The organism is Micromonospora sp. NBC_01796, from assembly GCF_035917455.1.
In the GTDB taxonomy this organism is placed as follows: domain Bacteria; phylum Actinomycetota; class Actinomycetes; order Mycobacteriales; family Micromonosporaceae; genus Micromonospora_G.
The window spans coordinates 8,483,434-8,497,633 of record NZ_CP109078.1 but is presented as its reverse complement, the minus strand read 5'-3'; the positions used below and the strand labels follow the sequence as shown (position 1 = coordinate 8,497,633).

Sequence of the window (14,200 nt, the reverse complement as noted above, 5' to 3'; positions counted from 1 at the left end):
GTGTCAATGGCCTGATCAAATGTCCCGGTTCTCCTCCGAGGGCCGGGCGAAGGCGCCCGGCTTCCTCGGTTGGCGCCGCCGCCGGTCCGGTGACGGGCCTGGTGATCGGCTCGAGTCGAGGATTGCGGACCCGCATCCAAACATCTATCTTCATACGTGTGATGTTTCGGCCATGTCAAGGCAATGTTTGCAACACGAGCACGTAAGCCTCTGTGGCGATCTGCGGAAGCTCGTCGTCCAGCGCCCCGAACGGCTTCAGGGCGGTGCGCGGATCTCGTCGGTGACTACTTTCTGTGAGGGTTCTCGGGATGTCAGATCCACGGCCGGCGCCGCTGCTCGCCCTGCGCGGCATCGGCAAGTCCTTCCTCGGGGTACGCGTCCTCGACGGTGTCGACCTGGAGGTCGCGCCGGGCGAGGTCCACGCCGTCGTCGGTGAGAACGGCGCGGGGAAGTCCACCCTCATGAAGATCGTCTCGGGCGGGTACGTCCCGGACGAGGGCACCGTCGAGTTCGCGGGCGTTCCGCGCGCGTTCCGGGGCCCACGCGACGCGCAGCGGGCCGGCATCGGCATCATCCACCAGGAGTTCAACCTCCTGCCGGAGCGCACCGTCGCGGAGAACGTCTACCTTGGGCACGAGCCGGTACGGCGTGGCCTGGTCGACCGCCGGGAGATGCTCAGCCGCACCACTGCGCTGCTTGCCTCGATCGGCGAGACCGCGTTGCCGGCCGACGCCCGTGTGGGGCGCCTCGGTGTCGCGCAGCAGCAGGTGGTCGAGATCGCCAAGGCACTCGCCCTCGACGCGCGGCTGCTCATCATGGACGAACCGACCGCGGCGCTGGCCGACCACGAGGTCGAACTGCTCTACCGGCTGGTACGCCGGCTCCAGGAGCGCGACATCGGCCTGCTGTACGTCTCACACCGGCTCACCGAGGTCTTCGACCTGTCCGGCCGGATCACGGTCCTGAAGGACGGTCGCCGGGTGACCACCTTGCACACCCCGGACACCAACGCCGACGAGCTGGTGCGGCACATGGTCGGCCGGGAGCTGTCCAGTTACTACCCGGACCGGGCCAGCCCCGACGACCTCGGTCAGGTCCGACTCACCGTCCGCGGCGGGGGAAACGGGAAGTTGCGCGGCGTGGACCTGGACCTGCGCGCGGGGGAGGTGCTGGGCGTCGGCGGCCTCCAGGGCTCCGGGCGATCAGCGCTGGCCCGTGCGCTCTTCGGCGTATCCCCGTTCACGACCGGCGGGATCACGCTCGGCGGCAAGCCGGTCCGGCTGCGCTCGCCGCGCGCCGCCATGCTGGCCGGCGTCGCCTACGTCACCGAGGACCGCAAGGGCGAAGGCATCGTCGCCCGACAGTCGGTGCTCGACAACGCGCTGCTCGCCAGCCGGGCCGTCTTCGCGGCTCGGTCCGGCCGCGCCGCCCGGACCGTTCGGGTCCGTGAACTGCTCGCCGCGGTGGAGGTCCGCGCCGCCGGCGACGACCAGGAGATCCGCTTCCTGTCCGGCGGCAACCAGCAGAAGGTCGTGCTGGCCCGATGGCTCGCGATCAACCCGCTGATCCTGCTGTTCGACGAGCCGACCCGGGGCATCGACGTGGGCGCGAAGTCGGCCATCCACGACCTCGTCCGCCGCCTCGCCCACGATGGCGCGGCCATTCTGATGATCTCGTCCGACCTGCCGGAGCTGCTGGGGATGAGCGACAGGATCGTCGTCATGCGCGACGGCCGCATCGCGGGCGAGCTGCCCGCCGGTGCGACCGAGGAGGACGTCGTCGCCCTGGCGGTCGGGACCGTACGGGAGGCGGCCGCGTGAGCGTCCTGTCGCTCCTGCCGGCCCGACGCCCCGTACCGGGCGTGTTCGTGGCCCTGACCCTCACTCTCGCGATCGGGTGGCTGGTCGTCCTGATCGATGGCGGTCAACTGTTCAACCAGTCGACGACGGTGAGTCTGCTGCATGTCGCCGCCGGGCTGGGGCTCGTCGCCGTCGGCCAGACCCTGGTCATCCTCGGTGGCTCGCTCGACCTCTCCGTGGCGTACGTGATCAGCCTGAGCACCCTCGTCGCGGCCGAGACCATGAACGGCAGCGACGGAGCGATGCTGCCGGCGATCGGCCTGGCACTCACCCTCAGCGCCGGCATCGGCCTGCTCAACGGCCTGCTCGTCACCAAGGTGCGGATAAACGCCTTCATCGCGACCCTCGGCGTCGGCCTGCTGCTCAAGGGATACCTCGACAGCGGCTACGACGGTCCGGCCGGCACCACCTCACCCACACTCGTGCAGACCCTCGGCTACCAGCGCGTCGGACCGGTGCCGCTGTCCTTCCTGTTGCTGCTCGTCGTCACCGGGGCAGCGTGGTTCGCGCTCTCACGGACCCGGTTCGGCCACCACCTGGTCGCCGTCGGCGGCGACCAGGAGGTCGCTCGGCTCTCCGGCGTCCGCAACGACCGCGTTCTCGTCACCGCCCACGTGCTCTGCTCGCTCTGCGCCGGGCTGGCCGGCATCTACCTCGCCAGCCGGCTCGGCTCGGGGGCACCCCGGGTGGGCACCGAGGGCCTCTACGACCTGGAGTCGATCGCCGCGGTGGTGCTCGGCGGGACCGCCCTCGCCGGCGGGCGCGGCGGCGTCATCGGCACCGTCGGCGGAGTTCTGCTGCTCGCCAGTATCGACGCCATCTTCAACCAGCTTGAGGTGGACGCCTTCTTCAAACAGGTGGTCAGGGGCGCCATCATCATCGCCGCGGTCGCCGTCTACGCCCGCCGGGCCTCACGAAAGGCGGCGTCATAGCCATGCAGATCGCCCAACGCCGTCCGCTGCCGCTGCGACTCCTGCGGGTACGCCCCGGCGGCGTCCTGCCGATCCTCGCGATTCTCGCGGTGCTGCTGGTCCTGCTCGCCGTCCGGCAGCCCGACTTCTTCGCCCCACCGTCGCTGATGTCCTTCCTCGGCCGTTGCGCGCCGGTCATCCTGCTCGCCGCCGGCCAGTACTTCGTGATCGTCTCCGGCGAGTTCGACCTCTCGGTCGGTTCCCTGGTCACCGCCCAGGTTGTCGTCGCCGCCCGGCTGATCGACGGCGATCCGTCGCGGACGTGGCCGGTGGTGCTGGTGCTGCTCGTCGGCGGCGCGCTCGTCGGGCTGGTCAACGGCCTGATCACGACGCGACTGCGGGTGCCGTCGTTCATCACCACCCTCGGCATGTTCCTGATCCTCGTCGGCGCGGTCTACCTCTGGTCCGACGGCGCACCGAAGGGCGGCTTCTCCGAGGAGTTCCGTCAGTTCGGCCGGCGCTCGATCGAGGACGTCCCGGTGCTCGGACGTCTCCCGTACGCCCTGGTTGTCCTGGTGGTCCTCGCGGCGCTGGCGGCGCTGCTGATGCGTTCCGACTTCGGCCGGACGCTGGTCGCGGTGGGCGACAACCCGCGCACCGCCGAGCTGAGCGGGGTACGCGTCTGGCGTACCCGGACGATCGCCTTCGTCCTCAGCGGAGTCGCGGCGGCGGTGGCGGCGATCCTGCTGGGTGGCTACAGCGGCGTGTCGTTCCAGGCCGGCGCCGGCCTGGAGTTCGGTGCGATCACCGCCGTCGTCCTCGGCGGCGTCGCGCTGGGCGGGGGGCGCGGCTCGGTCGTCGGAGCGATGCTCGGTGCGCTGACCCTCGAACTCCTGTTCACCCTCATGAATTTCTACGGCGTCTCCGGCGCCCTCAGGTCGACCGTCCAGGGCGCGATCATCCTGCTCGCCGTGGCGGTCTCAGCAACACGATCTTCGTTGAGATAAGGGGAATCATGGTACGACGTTCCATGGCGGCGCTGGCGGCCGTCACTCTGCTGTCCCTCGCCGGCTGTGCCACCGACGAGCCGACCGCGGGCCCCTCGGGCAGCGCCTCCGCCGCCGGGTCGGGCACCGGGGACCAGTCGAAGTTCTTCGTGGAGGCCGACCACCAAGCCGAGCTCTCGCTGCTGGACGCCGCCCCGACCGGGCCGGCCGACAAGCCGTGGGAACAGGTGCTCAACCCCACGATGGTGGACACCGGGAAGTTCAAGAAGAACGGCCCGTACAAGATCTGCTTCTCCAACGCCGCGCTCAACAATCCCTGGCGACAGGTCGGATTCAAGACCATGCAGGCCGAGGTCGAGGCGCAGCGCAGCCGCATCAAGGAGTTCGTGCACGTCGACGCCGAAGGCAAGGACCAGAAGCAGATCGCGGACATCAACGACCTGCTCGGCAAGAGTTGCGACGCACTCATCGTCTCGCCGAACACCACCGCCACGCTCACCCCGGCCGTCGAGGCGGCCTGCCAGGCGGGCCTGCCGGTTGTCGTGTTCGACCGTGGTGTCAACACGAAGTGCCCGGTGACGTTCATCAACCCGATCGGAGGCTACGGCTTCGGTCACGTCGGAGCCGAGTTCGTCAGCCAGCGGATGAAGCCCGGTGGCAAGGTGCTCGCCCTGCGGATCCTGCCCGGTGTCGACGTCCTGGAGACCCGCTGGTCCGCGGCGAAGGTGGCCTTCGACAAGGCGAAGGTCGACGTCGTCGGGGTCGAGTTCACCGACGGGGACCCGGCCAAGACCAAGAAGATCGTCAACGACTACATCCAGCGGTACGGCACGATCGACGGCGTCTGGATGGACGCGGGGGCGGTCGCCGTCGCTGCCGTCGAGGCGTTCCAGGACGCGGGCAAGCCCGTGCCGCCGATCAACGGCGAGGACCAGCTCGACTTCCTGAAGATGTGGAAGGACCAGAAACTCACCGCGATAGCCCCGACCTACCCGACCTACCAGTGGCGCACCCCGATCATCGCCGCACTGCGCATCCTCGAGGGCTCCGAGGTGTCCAGTCCGTGGAAGCTGCCCCAGCCGACCATCACCGAAGACAACCTGGACCGGTACCTCGATCCGAGCATGCCGCCGCTGCACTACGCCATGTGCGGCTGCACCGACCTGCCCGGCTACCCGCAGCGCTGGAAGTAGGTTCCGGTGTACGCCGTCGGCGTCAACCCCTGGGTGTGGACCTCGCCGGTCGACGACGAGGCTCTCGCCGAGCTGATCCCACGGATCGCCTCGTTCGGCTTCGACGCGGTCGAACTGCCGATCGAGCAGCCCGGCGACTGGGACCCGGTCCGCACCCGGGACCTGTTGGCGGCGTACGGCCTCGTCGCGGCCGGCGTCTGCGCGGTCACCCCGCCCGGTCGGGACCTGGTGGACGCGGCGCCGGCCGTCGTGGAGTCGACCGTGGCGTACCTGATGGGTTGCGTGGCGAGCGCGGCGGCCGTTGGCGCACCGTGCGTCGGCGGTCCCGTGTACGCCGCGGTCGGCCGCACCTGGCGGATGTCGGCGACCGCACGCGCCGCCTGCTACGCGGACTTCCGGCGGGCCTTGGCGCCGGTGGCCGAGCAGGCCGGCGAGTGCGGCGTGAGCATCGGTGTCGAGGCGCTGAACCGCTACGAGACGAGCGTCGTCAACACCATCGAGCAGACGATCGAACTGATCGACGGTCTGCCCCCGAACGTCGGCATCATGATCGATACGTATCACATGAACATCGAGGAGGCCGATCCCTACGAGGCACTCGCCGTCGCCGGACGGCACATCAAGCACGTCCAGGTCAGCGGGACCGACCGGGGCGCCCCCGGGCGGGACCACTTCGACTGGCCCCGATTCTTCGACACCCTGCGAGCCACCGGTTATCAGGGTGCGGTCTGCATCGAGTCGTTCACGGCGGAGAACGAGACCATCGCCACCGCCGCGTCGATCTGGCGTCCGCTGGCCGTATCGCAGGACCGTCTCGCCCTGGACGGCCTGCACCACCTGCGGAAGGCCATGAGATGACCGGTGGCCGTGCAGGAAACCGTCCGCGGTGGGTCGCTGCGCGGGAGCGGCGGTCCGCTGGTCCATGTTGTTAGCGCTAACGCGATCACCGCGTCACCGAGCCCCGCCGCGTTGAGGCGGTTCCACCACCACCCCTCCCAGGTCAGGAGACCGTCCCGTGTCCCTACCCCTTGTCCGCCGGCTGCTGGCCGGCGCCGCCGCCACGGCGATGACCGCCCTGGTCGCCGTGACCGCCTCGGCGTCCCCGGCTCTGGCCGCCACCACCACCCTCTATGCGTCCCCCTCCGGCACCGGCACCGGTTGCTCCGCCTCCCAGCCGTGTTCGCTCACCGCCGCACAGGCTGCGGTACGGGCGCGCAACAGCACGATGTCCGGTGACATCGTCGTGGAACTGGCCGACGGGGTGTACCGGCTCACGACGCCGCTGCGACTGACGGCGGCAGACTCCGGCAACAACGGCTACCAGGTGATCTGGCAAGCGGCCGCCTCGGCCCGTCCGACGATCAGCGGCGCGCGGGCGGTCACCGGTTGGTCGCTCGTCGACTCCGGGAAAAACATCTGGCGGGCCAACGTGGGAGCCGGGCTCGACACCCGCCAGCTCTACGTCAACGGCGCCGTCGCCACCCGGGCGCGTACCGCCGTCAACCGGGCCGACTTCACCTTCACCACGACCGGCATGCGATTCAGCAACAGCGCACTGAACTACCTCAACAACCTCGGCAACCAGAACCGGGTCGAGGTCGAGAGCGTGGGCTCGTTCACCGACCGGTACTCGCCGGTGCAGAGCATCAGCGGCAACTTCCTCACGATGCAGCAGCCCGCCTGGAACAACAACACCTTCGGCTTCGACACCCTGTCCAGCCCGCACCGGGCGGGCCCGTTCTACCTGACCAACGCGTACGAGTTCCTCGACTCGCCGGGGGAGTGGTATCTCAACCCCGGCACCGGCGCGCTCAACTACATCCCGCTCGCCGGGCAGAACATGGCCACCGTCAACGTGGAACTGCCGCAGTTGCAGTCCCTGGTCAACGTCGGCGGCACCTACGACGCGCCCGCGCACCACATCTCGTTGCGCGGCATCACCTTCACCGGCACCAGTTGGCTCGGGCCCAGCAGCAACCAGGGCTTCGCCGACCAGCAGACCGGCGCCCACATCATCGGCACCTGGGCCCGCCCGTCCGACGCCCTGACCTCCTGCCAGGCCGGCTGCCCCCAGTTCGAGGCCACCCGGCCGAACTGGTACCAGATGCCCGCCGCCGTGCAGGTCTCCGCCGCCAACACCATCACCTTCAGCGACTCCCAGTTCGTCAACCTCGGGCAGACGGCGATCGGCATCGGCAACGACGCCAACGCCCACGCCAGCGGCGTCGGCCTGGGCGCCAGCAACATCACGGTCACCCGCTCCGAGATCGCCCGCAACTCGGCCGGCGGCATCGTGGTCGGCGGCGTACGAGCCGACGCGCATCACCCCGGTGACCAGCGGATGGTCAACCGGGACATCACCATCAGCAACAACCGGGTCCACGACCTCGGCCTGGAGTACCGGGGCGTCGTGTCGATCCTGACCACCTACGTCAACACCGCCACCATCTCCCACAACGAGGTCTACAACATGCCGTACACCGGCCTCTCGGTCGGGTACGGCTGGGGCGCCAACGACGCCGGCGGCAGTCAGCACTACGCCAATCGGGGCCTGTACAACTACCAGCCGCGCTACACGACACCCACCACCGCGTCCAACAACCGGGTCATCGGCAACTACGTGCACGACGTCATGCAGCAGATGACCGACGGAGGGTGCATCTACACCCTTTCGGCGAACCCGAACGGGGCCATCGACGAGAACTACTGTCTGCGGACCAACGGCTGGTTCGGGCTCTACTTCGACGAGGGCTCCCGCTACTACGGCGCCCGCAACAACGTTCTCTCCTCCACCGGTACCTGGGCCACCGCCAATTACTGGTACGCGGAGAACATGGGCAACTTCACCGTCACCAACAACTGGTCGACCAACGGCAGCACCAACGTGACCAACGGCGATCGCGGCAACGTCGTTTCCGGCAACATCACGGTCACCAACGGCAACTGGCCGTCGGGCGCCCAGGCGGTGATCACCGCGGCCGGTGTCCAGAACGGCGGCACCAACCCGCAGAACGTGCAGATCGTGGGGGGCCAGTCGGGCCGCTGTGCCGAGATTGGCGGGTCCAGCACGACCAACGGCACCCAGGCCCAGCTCTGGGACTGCACCAGTGGTACCAACCAGCGCTGGACCCAGACCGCCGGTCGGCAGCTCATGGTCTACGGCACCAAGTGCCTGGACGCCTCCGGCCAGGGCACCACCAACGGCACCACGGTGGTGATCTGGGACTGTAACGGCCAGGCCAACCAGCAGTGGAACATCAACGCCAACGGCACGATCACGGGCGAGCAGTCGGGCCTCTGCCTGGATGCGACCGGTGCCGCGACGGCAAACGGTACGAAGCTCGTCCTCTGGTCCTGCAACGGTGGCACGAACCAGCAGTGGCGGCTGCGCAGTTGAGTGGCGGGCGCCCGTACCGCCCTGCGCCGCGGGAGGTACGGGCGCCCGATCGCCCTCGTTCGGAGGGTCGACATCCGTGGGCCTCCGGGGCGGGTCAGGCCCCGAGGCAGGCTCGCACGGCGGCCGTGAGCCGGTCGCCCCGGTCGTCGTCGACACCGCCCATCTGGTTGACGACGTACGCGAAGCCCACCTGGTAGGCGTCGTCGCCGAAGGCCAGGTGGCCGCCCGCACCGTCGTGGCCGAAGCTGAGCGCGCCGAGCAGGGGGCGCGCCGGCGGGGAGTCCAGGAGGAAGCCGGTTCCCCACCGCTGGCCGGTGTCGGCCGGCCCGTACCGCTGCTGGCCGGCGACCCGGGGGAGGGTCGCGTCGTAGACCGAAGCCCTGGTGAGCAGGCGTTCGGTGCCGACCGGGGACACCGTGGCGGCGTAGAGACGGGCGAGGCTCTCGGCGGTGCTGACGGCACCGGCTCCGGGTATCCCGGCGGCCTGGATCACCGGGTCGTTGAAGCTGACCAGACCGTCGTTGTCGGCGGGGAAGGCGAAGGCGCCGCCCATGGTGAGTCCGCTCTCGGCGACCGGGTGCATGGGCACCGAGGAGCCGGCCGGCGGCGCCAGCATCCAGGCCACCGAGTCGCGCTCCTCGTCGGGAAGACCGATCCAGGTACGCAGGCCGAGCGGCGCGGCGAGTACGTCGCGGAAGAACGCGCCGGGCAGCTGACCGGTGATCCGGTGGATCACCTCGCCGATCAGCCAACCGTAGGTCATCGCGTGGTAGCTGTGCGCGGTGCCGGGCGCCCACAGTGGCGTCTGCGCCTCGATCGCCTCGATCACCGGCTTCCAGCCGACCACGTCCTCGCGGGTGAGGGGCCGGTCCAGGGCTGGCAGGCCGGCCTGGTGGGTGAGCAGCCAGCGCACCGGGATGGCCGCCTTGCCGTGCTGACCGAACTCGGGCCAGTACCGGGTTACCGGCGCGTCCAGGTCGAGGCGGCCCTGCTGGACCAGCAGGTACGCGCAGATGGCCAGGATCCCCTTGGTGCAGGAGAAGACGACCGCCGGGGTGTCAGCCTCCCAGGGGCGTCCCGACCGGGGATCGGCGAGCCCTCCGTACAGGTCGACGACCTTGCGGCCCCGGACGTAGAGGGCCACGGCGGCGCCGACCTCGTCGCGCGACGAGAAGTTGTCCCGGAAGATGTCGACGACCCGGCCGAAGCCCTCGTCGGCATCCCCCCGGATCGATGGATGCGTGGTCACGCACTATCCCTTCAGCGACCCCTGGATCAGGGCCTTGATGAACTGGCGTTGGAAGATCAGGAACACGATGAGCGTGGGGGTGAGGATCAGCAGGGACCCGGCGCACAGCAGCACCAGGTCGGTCCCCCACTGGCCCTGGAAAGCGCCGAGCGCGCCGGCCATCGTGCGTTTCGTGGCGTCGTCGACGAGCACGATGGCGAGCAGGAACTGGTTCCAGGTCCACAGGAACAGCAGGATGGTCAGCGACGCGATGGCCGGTCGGGCGAGCGGCACGTGGATGCGCCAGAACAACTGCCAGGTGTTGCTGCCGTCGACGCGCGCCGCCTCGGAGAGTTCCTTCGGCACGGTGGTGAAGTGTGCCCGCATCCAGAACACCGAGAACGGCATGTACAGGCCGATCAGCGGCAGGATGATCGCCCAGCGGGTGTTGAGCAGGCCGAGGTCGCGCATCTGGTAATACAGCGGGGTGACCACGGCTTCGAGTGGCAGGGTCAGCCCGAGCAGGAGCAGACCGAAGGCGATCGGACCGCCGGGCACCCGCAGGTGACCCAGTCCGAACCCGGCCATGGTCGCGATGACCACGCCGATCGGCACGACCCCGACCACGATCAGCAGGCTGGACTGCAACAACACACCCATGTTGGCGGCGGTGAACGCGGCGCCGAAGTTGCCCCACTGCGGGTCGGACGGCCAGGCCAGTCCGGTGGGGACGGTGCCGCGCGGCTGCAACGCCGCGGACAGCATGCTCAGGAACGGCAGGAGCGTGACGACGACGAGCGCGATCAGGAAGATCCGTCCGGTCAGGCGTTCGCCGCGGCTGGTGAGGTTCATGCCTTGTCCTCCCGGGTCAGCCGCTGGATCGGCAGCACGCACGCCAGCACCAGCACCATGAGCACCACCGCCAGCGCCGAGGCGAGTCCGACCTGCCGCTGGGAGAAGGCGAGCCGGTAGATCTCCAGACCGGGCACCGTGGTCTGGATGCCGGGCCCACCGCTGGTGGAGATGTAGACGATGTCGAAACTGGCGAGGGCGGCGATGATGGTCACGGTGAGGCAGACCCCGATCTCCTGGCGCAGGCTCGGCAGGGTGACGGCGAAGAACTCCCGTACGGGTCCGGCGCCGTCGATGCGGGCCGCTTCGTACAGCGCCGGGTCGATCTTGCTCATGCCCGTGACGAGCAGGATCGTGCACAGGCCGAGCATGACCCAGGTACCGATCACGCCCACCGAGGGCAGCGCCGTGTCGAACTCGCCGAGCCAGGCGCGGGTGATCCCGCCCAGGCCGACGGCCCGCAGGATCTGGTTGACCAGGCCGTCGGTGGACAGCAGCCAGGTCCACGCGATGCCGGCCGCGACCAGCGGGATCACCTGCGGCAGGAACAGCACGGTGCGCACGACGGTGCCGAAGGGGCCGGCGCTGAGCCGGCGGACGAGGCTGGCGACCAGCAGCCCCAGGCAGACCGGGACGAAGCTGAAGAAGATGATCAGGATGAACGCGTTCGAGATGATCTTCAGGAGGTCGCTGTCGGTGACCACGGTCAGGTAGTTGTGCAGGCCGACCCACTCGGCCTGACCGATGCCGTTCCAGCGGTACAGCGAGTACTGCACCGTGGTGACGAGCGGACGCAGGACGAAGAACCCGTACATGATCAGGGCCGGCAGGACCCAGAGCCAGCCGAGCCAGCCGGCCGTACGGCCCCACCGCTTCCGGTGAGGCCGTACGGGTGCCTGCCGATCCTCGCCGCCGGCCCGGGTCGGGGCGCCGGAGGGAGTGCTGCCGACGGCAGAGGTCATCGGGACAGTTCCTTCTCGTACTCGGCCTGGACCGCCTTCACGTACCCCTCGGGGGTCTGCTGCCCGGCGACGAGCTTCTGCATCTCCGGGGTGATCGCGGCGGCGAAGATCCCACCGGTCGCGTTCGCGGTGAAGTCGACCGCGCCGTTCTCGGCGCCGAGTTGCTGCGACGCCTTGAGCGTCTCGGACAACACGGTGCCCTCGGCGATGGTCGGGAGCGGCAGGTCGGACGGGCCACCGGGGTGCGAGCCGCCGACCGTCACCGAGATCTCCCGGGCCTTGGGGTCGGTGTGCGTCCAGTTGAGGAAGAACGCGGCAGCGTCCGGGTTCTTCGCCCGGGCGCCGACGCCGAACGTGTTCGGCGCCGACATCGCCACGTGCTTGCTGCCGGCGGCCTCGCCGGGGAACAGGAAGAAGCCCACGTTGCCGGCCATGTTCTTGTCGAGGTTGCCGGACTCCCAGTCACCGTTGAACATGAACAGGCCGTTGCCCTTCTGGAACTCGCCGACCATGGACGCGTAGTCCAGGGCGTTCGCGTCCTTCGGGAAGTAGTCCGCCTGCGCCCACCGCTGGATGGTCTGGGTGGCCTTCAGCGCGGCGGGGGTGTCGAACGTCGCGCCCGGCTTCTGAAAGATCCAGTCGGCCACCTGGGTGGGGTCCCCGAACTGGTTCTGCAGCGCCTGGTGCGGGAAGTTGATGCCGGCGGTGTTCTTGTTGAACTGCATGATCGGCTGCACGTTGGCGGCCTTCGCCTTGGCCAGCAGTTCCTCGAACTCGGCGATGGTGGTCGGGGGCTTGGCCATGCCCACCTGCGTGGCCAGGGTTTTGTTGTAGAACACCCCGGTCACGCTGTAGCCCAGGCCGAGCCCGTACAGCGAGCCCGAGCCCCGTACGGCGCCCCCGTCGGCGAGCCGTAGTTGGACGAGTTGCGAGGCCGGGAACTTGTCCCAGCCGTAGGCGGTCACGTAAGGGTCGAGGTTCTTCAGCAGGTCGTCCTTGACCAGGTCGACCATGGTGGGTAGCCGGATGATGTCGGGCGCGTTGTCCGAGGCCAGCACGCGGGGTGCGTTCTCGGTGATCACGGTGAACTGGTCCTCGCGGATGTTGAACTTCACGTTCGGGTGCTGCTTGGTGAACTCGTCCGCCAGCGCCTTGACCAGCGGGAAGCCGGTCTCCGCGTACAGCTCCAGGGTGATCGGCCCGGTGCCGAGTTCGGTGCTGACCGGGGCGTCGGACCCGGCCGACGACGGCTGGTCCGATCCTGGTGCGCTACAGGCGGTCATCACCAGGCCGGCGGTGAGGGCCGGCACCAGCAGTGCCAGCCGGCGTCGCGAGAACCTGGTCGAAAAATCCGGCACGTCAACCACTCCTTGATTCATGCCGCGTCACGCCGCCGACGGTCGGGCGGCACAGCCCCGACCGCCTCGCCCCGGTCGCGCGGCCGGGGCCCGGGGGCCGCGACCACGTCGGCCGACACGATCACGGGAAAGGGGGCTGTTTCCCTTCCGTAACACTGAACGACGTCGCTAAAATGATTTAGCAGAGCATGCGCGTGGCCCATGAACCCTGTCAAGGATGAGATCTGTAACGACCTGGAAACGGCTCGGCCACACGGCCGAGCGCGCCCGTCGCCCGTCCCGGCTGCGCCGGACACGGCGACTCGCGGATGATGAATGAGATGTGGTGGCGCATGTGACGCACCGCGGATTCGGAGGAGTCATGGGCAGCAACAGGGCGACCCTGGCCGATGTCGCACGACTGGCCGGCCTGTCCAAGACCGCCGCCTCGATGGTGCTCAACGGGCGCGAGGGCACCCGGCTCTCCGCAGAGGCCCACCAGCGCGTCTTCGCCGCAGCCGAGGAGCTCGGGTACCGACCCAACACGGCGGCGCGCAGTCTGCGCACCCGCAAGACCGCGACCATCGCGTTCGTCTCCGACATCGTCGCCACCACCAGGTTCGCCGGCGACCTGATCCGCGGCGCGCTGGACGCCGCCCGGGAACGCGACCACGTACTGCTCATCACGGAGACCCAGGGCGACGCGGCGTTCGAGCGGTACGCCATCGAGGCGATGCTCGATCGCCAGGTCGACGGCGTGGTCTACGCGGCGATGGCGACCCGTCGGCTCACGGTGCCCCCCGCCATCCTCGGCGGCCCGGTGGTGCTGCTCAACGCCACCAGCTCGGACGACCTGCCCTGCGTGCTGCCCGACGACGAGAAGGCCGCCGTGACGGTCACCGAGACCCTCCTCGCACACGGCCATCGCGACCGCATCGCGCTGATCGGCCGCAACCGGCTCAAGGAGGACGACCCCGAGGTCTCCATCGCCGCGCGGGCCCGCCTGCGCGGTATCCGCAAAACCCTCTCCGCCGCCGACGTCACCCTGTTCGCCGAGTGTCACTGCGTGGAGTGGCTACCCGAACACGGGTACGCCGCCATGTGCACCCTCCTATCCAGGTCACCACGCCCGACCGCGGTCATCTGCATGAACGACCGCCTGGCCTTCGGTGCCTACCAGGCGCTCAACGAGGCCGGGCTGACCGTCCCCGACGACATCTCCGTGATCTCCTTCGATGACGATCCCATCGCCGCCTGGCTCCGTCCCAGCCTGACCAGCGCCGCCCTGCCGCACGAGCGGATGGGGCGCCGTGCCGTGGAACTCGTGCTCGACGGCGGCGCGGCCGGGCCGTCGTACGTTCCCATGCCGCTGCGTCGACGCAGGTCCACCGCCGCGCCGGCCGGCACAACCCACTCACCGAGGTAGGGGATGTGCTAGCTAAACCGATTCACTG

At 69.3% G+C, this 14,200-nt stretch carries 11 protein-coding genes; 7 read left to right on the top strand and 4 right to left on the bottom strand.

Annotation, left to right across the window (positions count from 1 at the left end; genetic code table 11):
• Positions 1-308: 308 nt before the first annotated feature.
• The 6 genes from OIE47_RS37690 (at position 309) to OIE47_RS37665 (ending at position 8,367) form a co-directional block, all read left to right on the top strand.
• The gene (locus tag OIE47_RS37690; protein ID WP_326559337.1) at positions 309-1,820 is read left to right on the top strand and encodes a sugar ABC transporter ATP-binding protein; all 1,512 of its coding nucleotides are present in this window, start codon (positions 309-311) and stop codon (positions 1,818-1,820) included.
• Positions 1,817-2,791 carry an ABC transporter permease gene (locus OIE47_RS37685; protein WP_326559336.1) on the top strand — a complete coding sequence of 325 codons (975 nt, stop codon included), beginning with the start codon at positions 1,817-1,819 and terminating at the stop codon, positions 2,789-2,791. The genes OIE47_RS37690 and OIE47_RS37685 overlap by 4 nt, the downstream gene beginning before the upstream one ends.
• A 2-nt stretch (positions 2,792-2,793) precedes the next feature.
• Positions 2,794-3,777, top strand: coding sequence for an ABC transporter permease (locus OIE47_RS37680; RefSeq protein ID WP_326559335.1), 984 nt, complete (start codon positions 2,794-2,796; stop codon positions 3,775-3,777).
• 8 nt (positions 3,778-3,785) lie between these two features.
• Positions 3,786-4,970, top strand: coding sequence for a substrate-binding domain-containing protein (locus OIE47_RS37675; protein WP_326559334.1), 1,185 nt, complete (start codon positions 3,786-3,788; stop codon positions 4,968-4,970).
• A 6-nt stretch (positions 4,971-4,976) separates the two neighbouring features.
• Positions 4,977-5,828, top strand: coding sequence for a sugar phosphate isomerase/epimerase family protein (locus tag OIE47_RS37670; RefSeq protein ID WP_326559333.1), 852 nt, complete (start codon positions 4,977-4,979; stop codon positions 5,826-5,828).
• Positions 5,829-5,985: 157 nt separating this feature from the next.
• Positions 5,986-8,367: a ricin-type beta-trefoil lectin domain protein gene (locus OIE47_RS37665; RefSeq protein ID WP_326559332.1), complete on the top strand. Its 2,382-nt coding sequence runs from the start codon at positions 5,986-5,988 to the stop codon at positions 8,365-8,367.
• A 94-nt stretch (positions 8,368-8,461) separates the two neighbouring features.
• On the opposite strand, the gene OIE47_RS37660 is transcribed toward OIE47_RS37665, so the two are convergent.
• Genes OIE47_RS37660 through OIE47_RS37645 form a run of 4 tightly spaced genes read right to left on the bottom strand, consistent with a single transcriptional unit; the run spans position 8,462 to position 12,767 of the window.
• Positions 8,462-9,616 (bottom strand): serine hydrolase domain-containing protein, encoded by a 1,155-nt coding sequence (locus OIE47_RS37660; RefSeq protein ID WP_326559331.1) that lies wholly within the window; start codon positions 9,614-9,616, stop codon positions 8,462-8,464.
• Between the two features lie 3 nt (positions 9,617-9,619).
• Complete coding sequence (locus OIE47_RS37655; RefSeq protein ID WP_326559330.1) at positions 9,620-10,447, bottom strand: carbohydrate ABC transporter permease; 828 nt, start codon at positions 10,445-10,447, stop codon at positions 9,620-9,622.
• Entirely contained in the window at positions 10,444-11,409 is a 966-nt protein-coding gene (locus OIE47_RS37650) for a carbohydrate ABC transporter permease (protein WP_326559329.1), read from the bottom strand. Before OIE47_RS37650 ends, OIE47_RS37655 begins: the two co-directional genes overlap by 4 nt.
• Positions 11,406-12,767, bottom strand: coding sequence for an ABC transporter substrate-binding protein (locus OIE47_RS37645; RefSeq protein WP_326559328.1), 1,362 nt, complete (start codon positions 12,765-12,767; stop codon positions 11,406-11,408). The genes OIE47_RS37650 and OIE47_RS37645 overlap by 4 nt, the downstream gene beginning before the upstream one ends.
• 361 nt (positions 12,768-13,128) lie before the next feature.
• Between OIE47_RS37645 and OIE47_RS37640 the strand changes: the two genes are divergently transcribed.
• Positions 13,129-14,172, top strand: a complete 1,044-nt coding sequence (locus OIE47_RS37640; protein WP_326559327.1) for a LacI family DNA-binding transcriptional regulator — start codon at positions 13,129-13,131, stop codon at positions 14,170-14,172.
• Positions 14,173-14,200: the final 28 nt, after the last annotated feature.

Bases quoted from the DNA above. Each gene is read 5' to 3' on its own strand.
- OIE47_RS37690 (WP_326559337.1), top strand. From the start codon at position 309: ATGTCAGATCCACGGCCGGCGCCGCTGCTCGCCCTGCGCGGCATCGGC.
- OIE47_RS37680 (WP_326559335.1), top strand. From the start codon at position 2,794: ATGCAGATCGCCCAACGCCGTCCGCTGCCGCTGCGACTCCTGCGGGTA.
- OIE47_RS37675 (WP_326559334.1), top strand. From the start codon at position 3,786: ATGGTACGACGTTCCATGGCGGCGCTGGCGGCCGTCACTCTGCTGTCC.
- OIE47_RS37655 (WP_326559330.1), bottom strand. From the start codon at position 10,447: ATGAACCTCACCAGCCGCGGCGAACGCCTGACCGGACGGATCTTCCTG.
- OIE47_RS37650 (WP_326559329.1), bottom strand. From the start codon at position 11,409: ATGACCTCTGCCGTCGGCAGCACTCCCTCCGGCGCCCCGACCCGGGCC.
- OIE47_RS37640 (WP_326559327.1), top strand. From the start codon at position 13,129: ATGGGCAGCAACAGGGCGACCCTGGCCGATGTCGCACGACTGGCCGGC.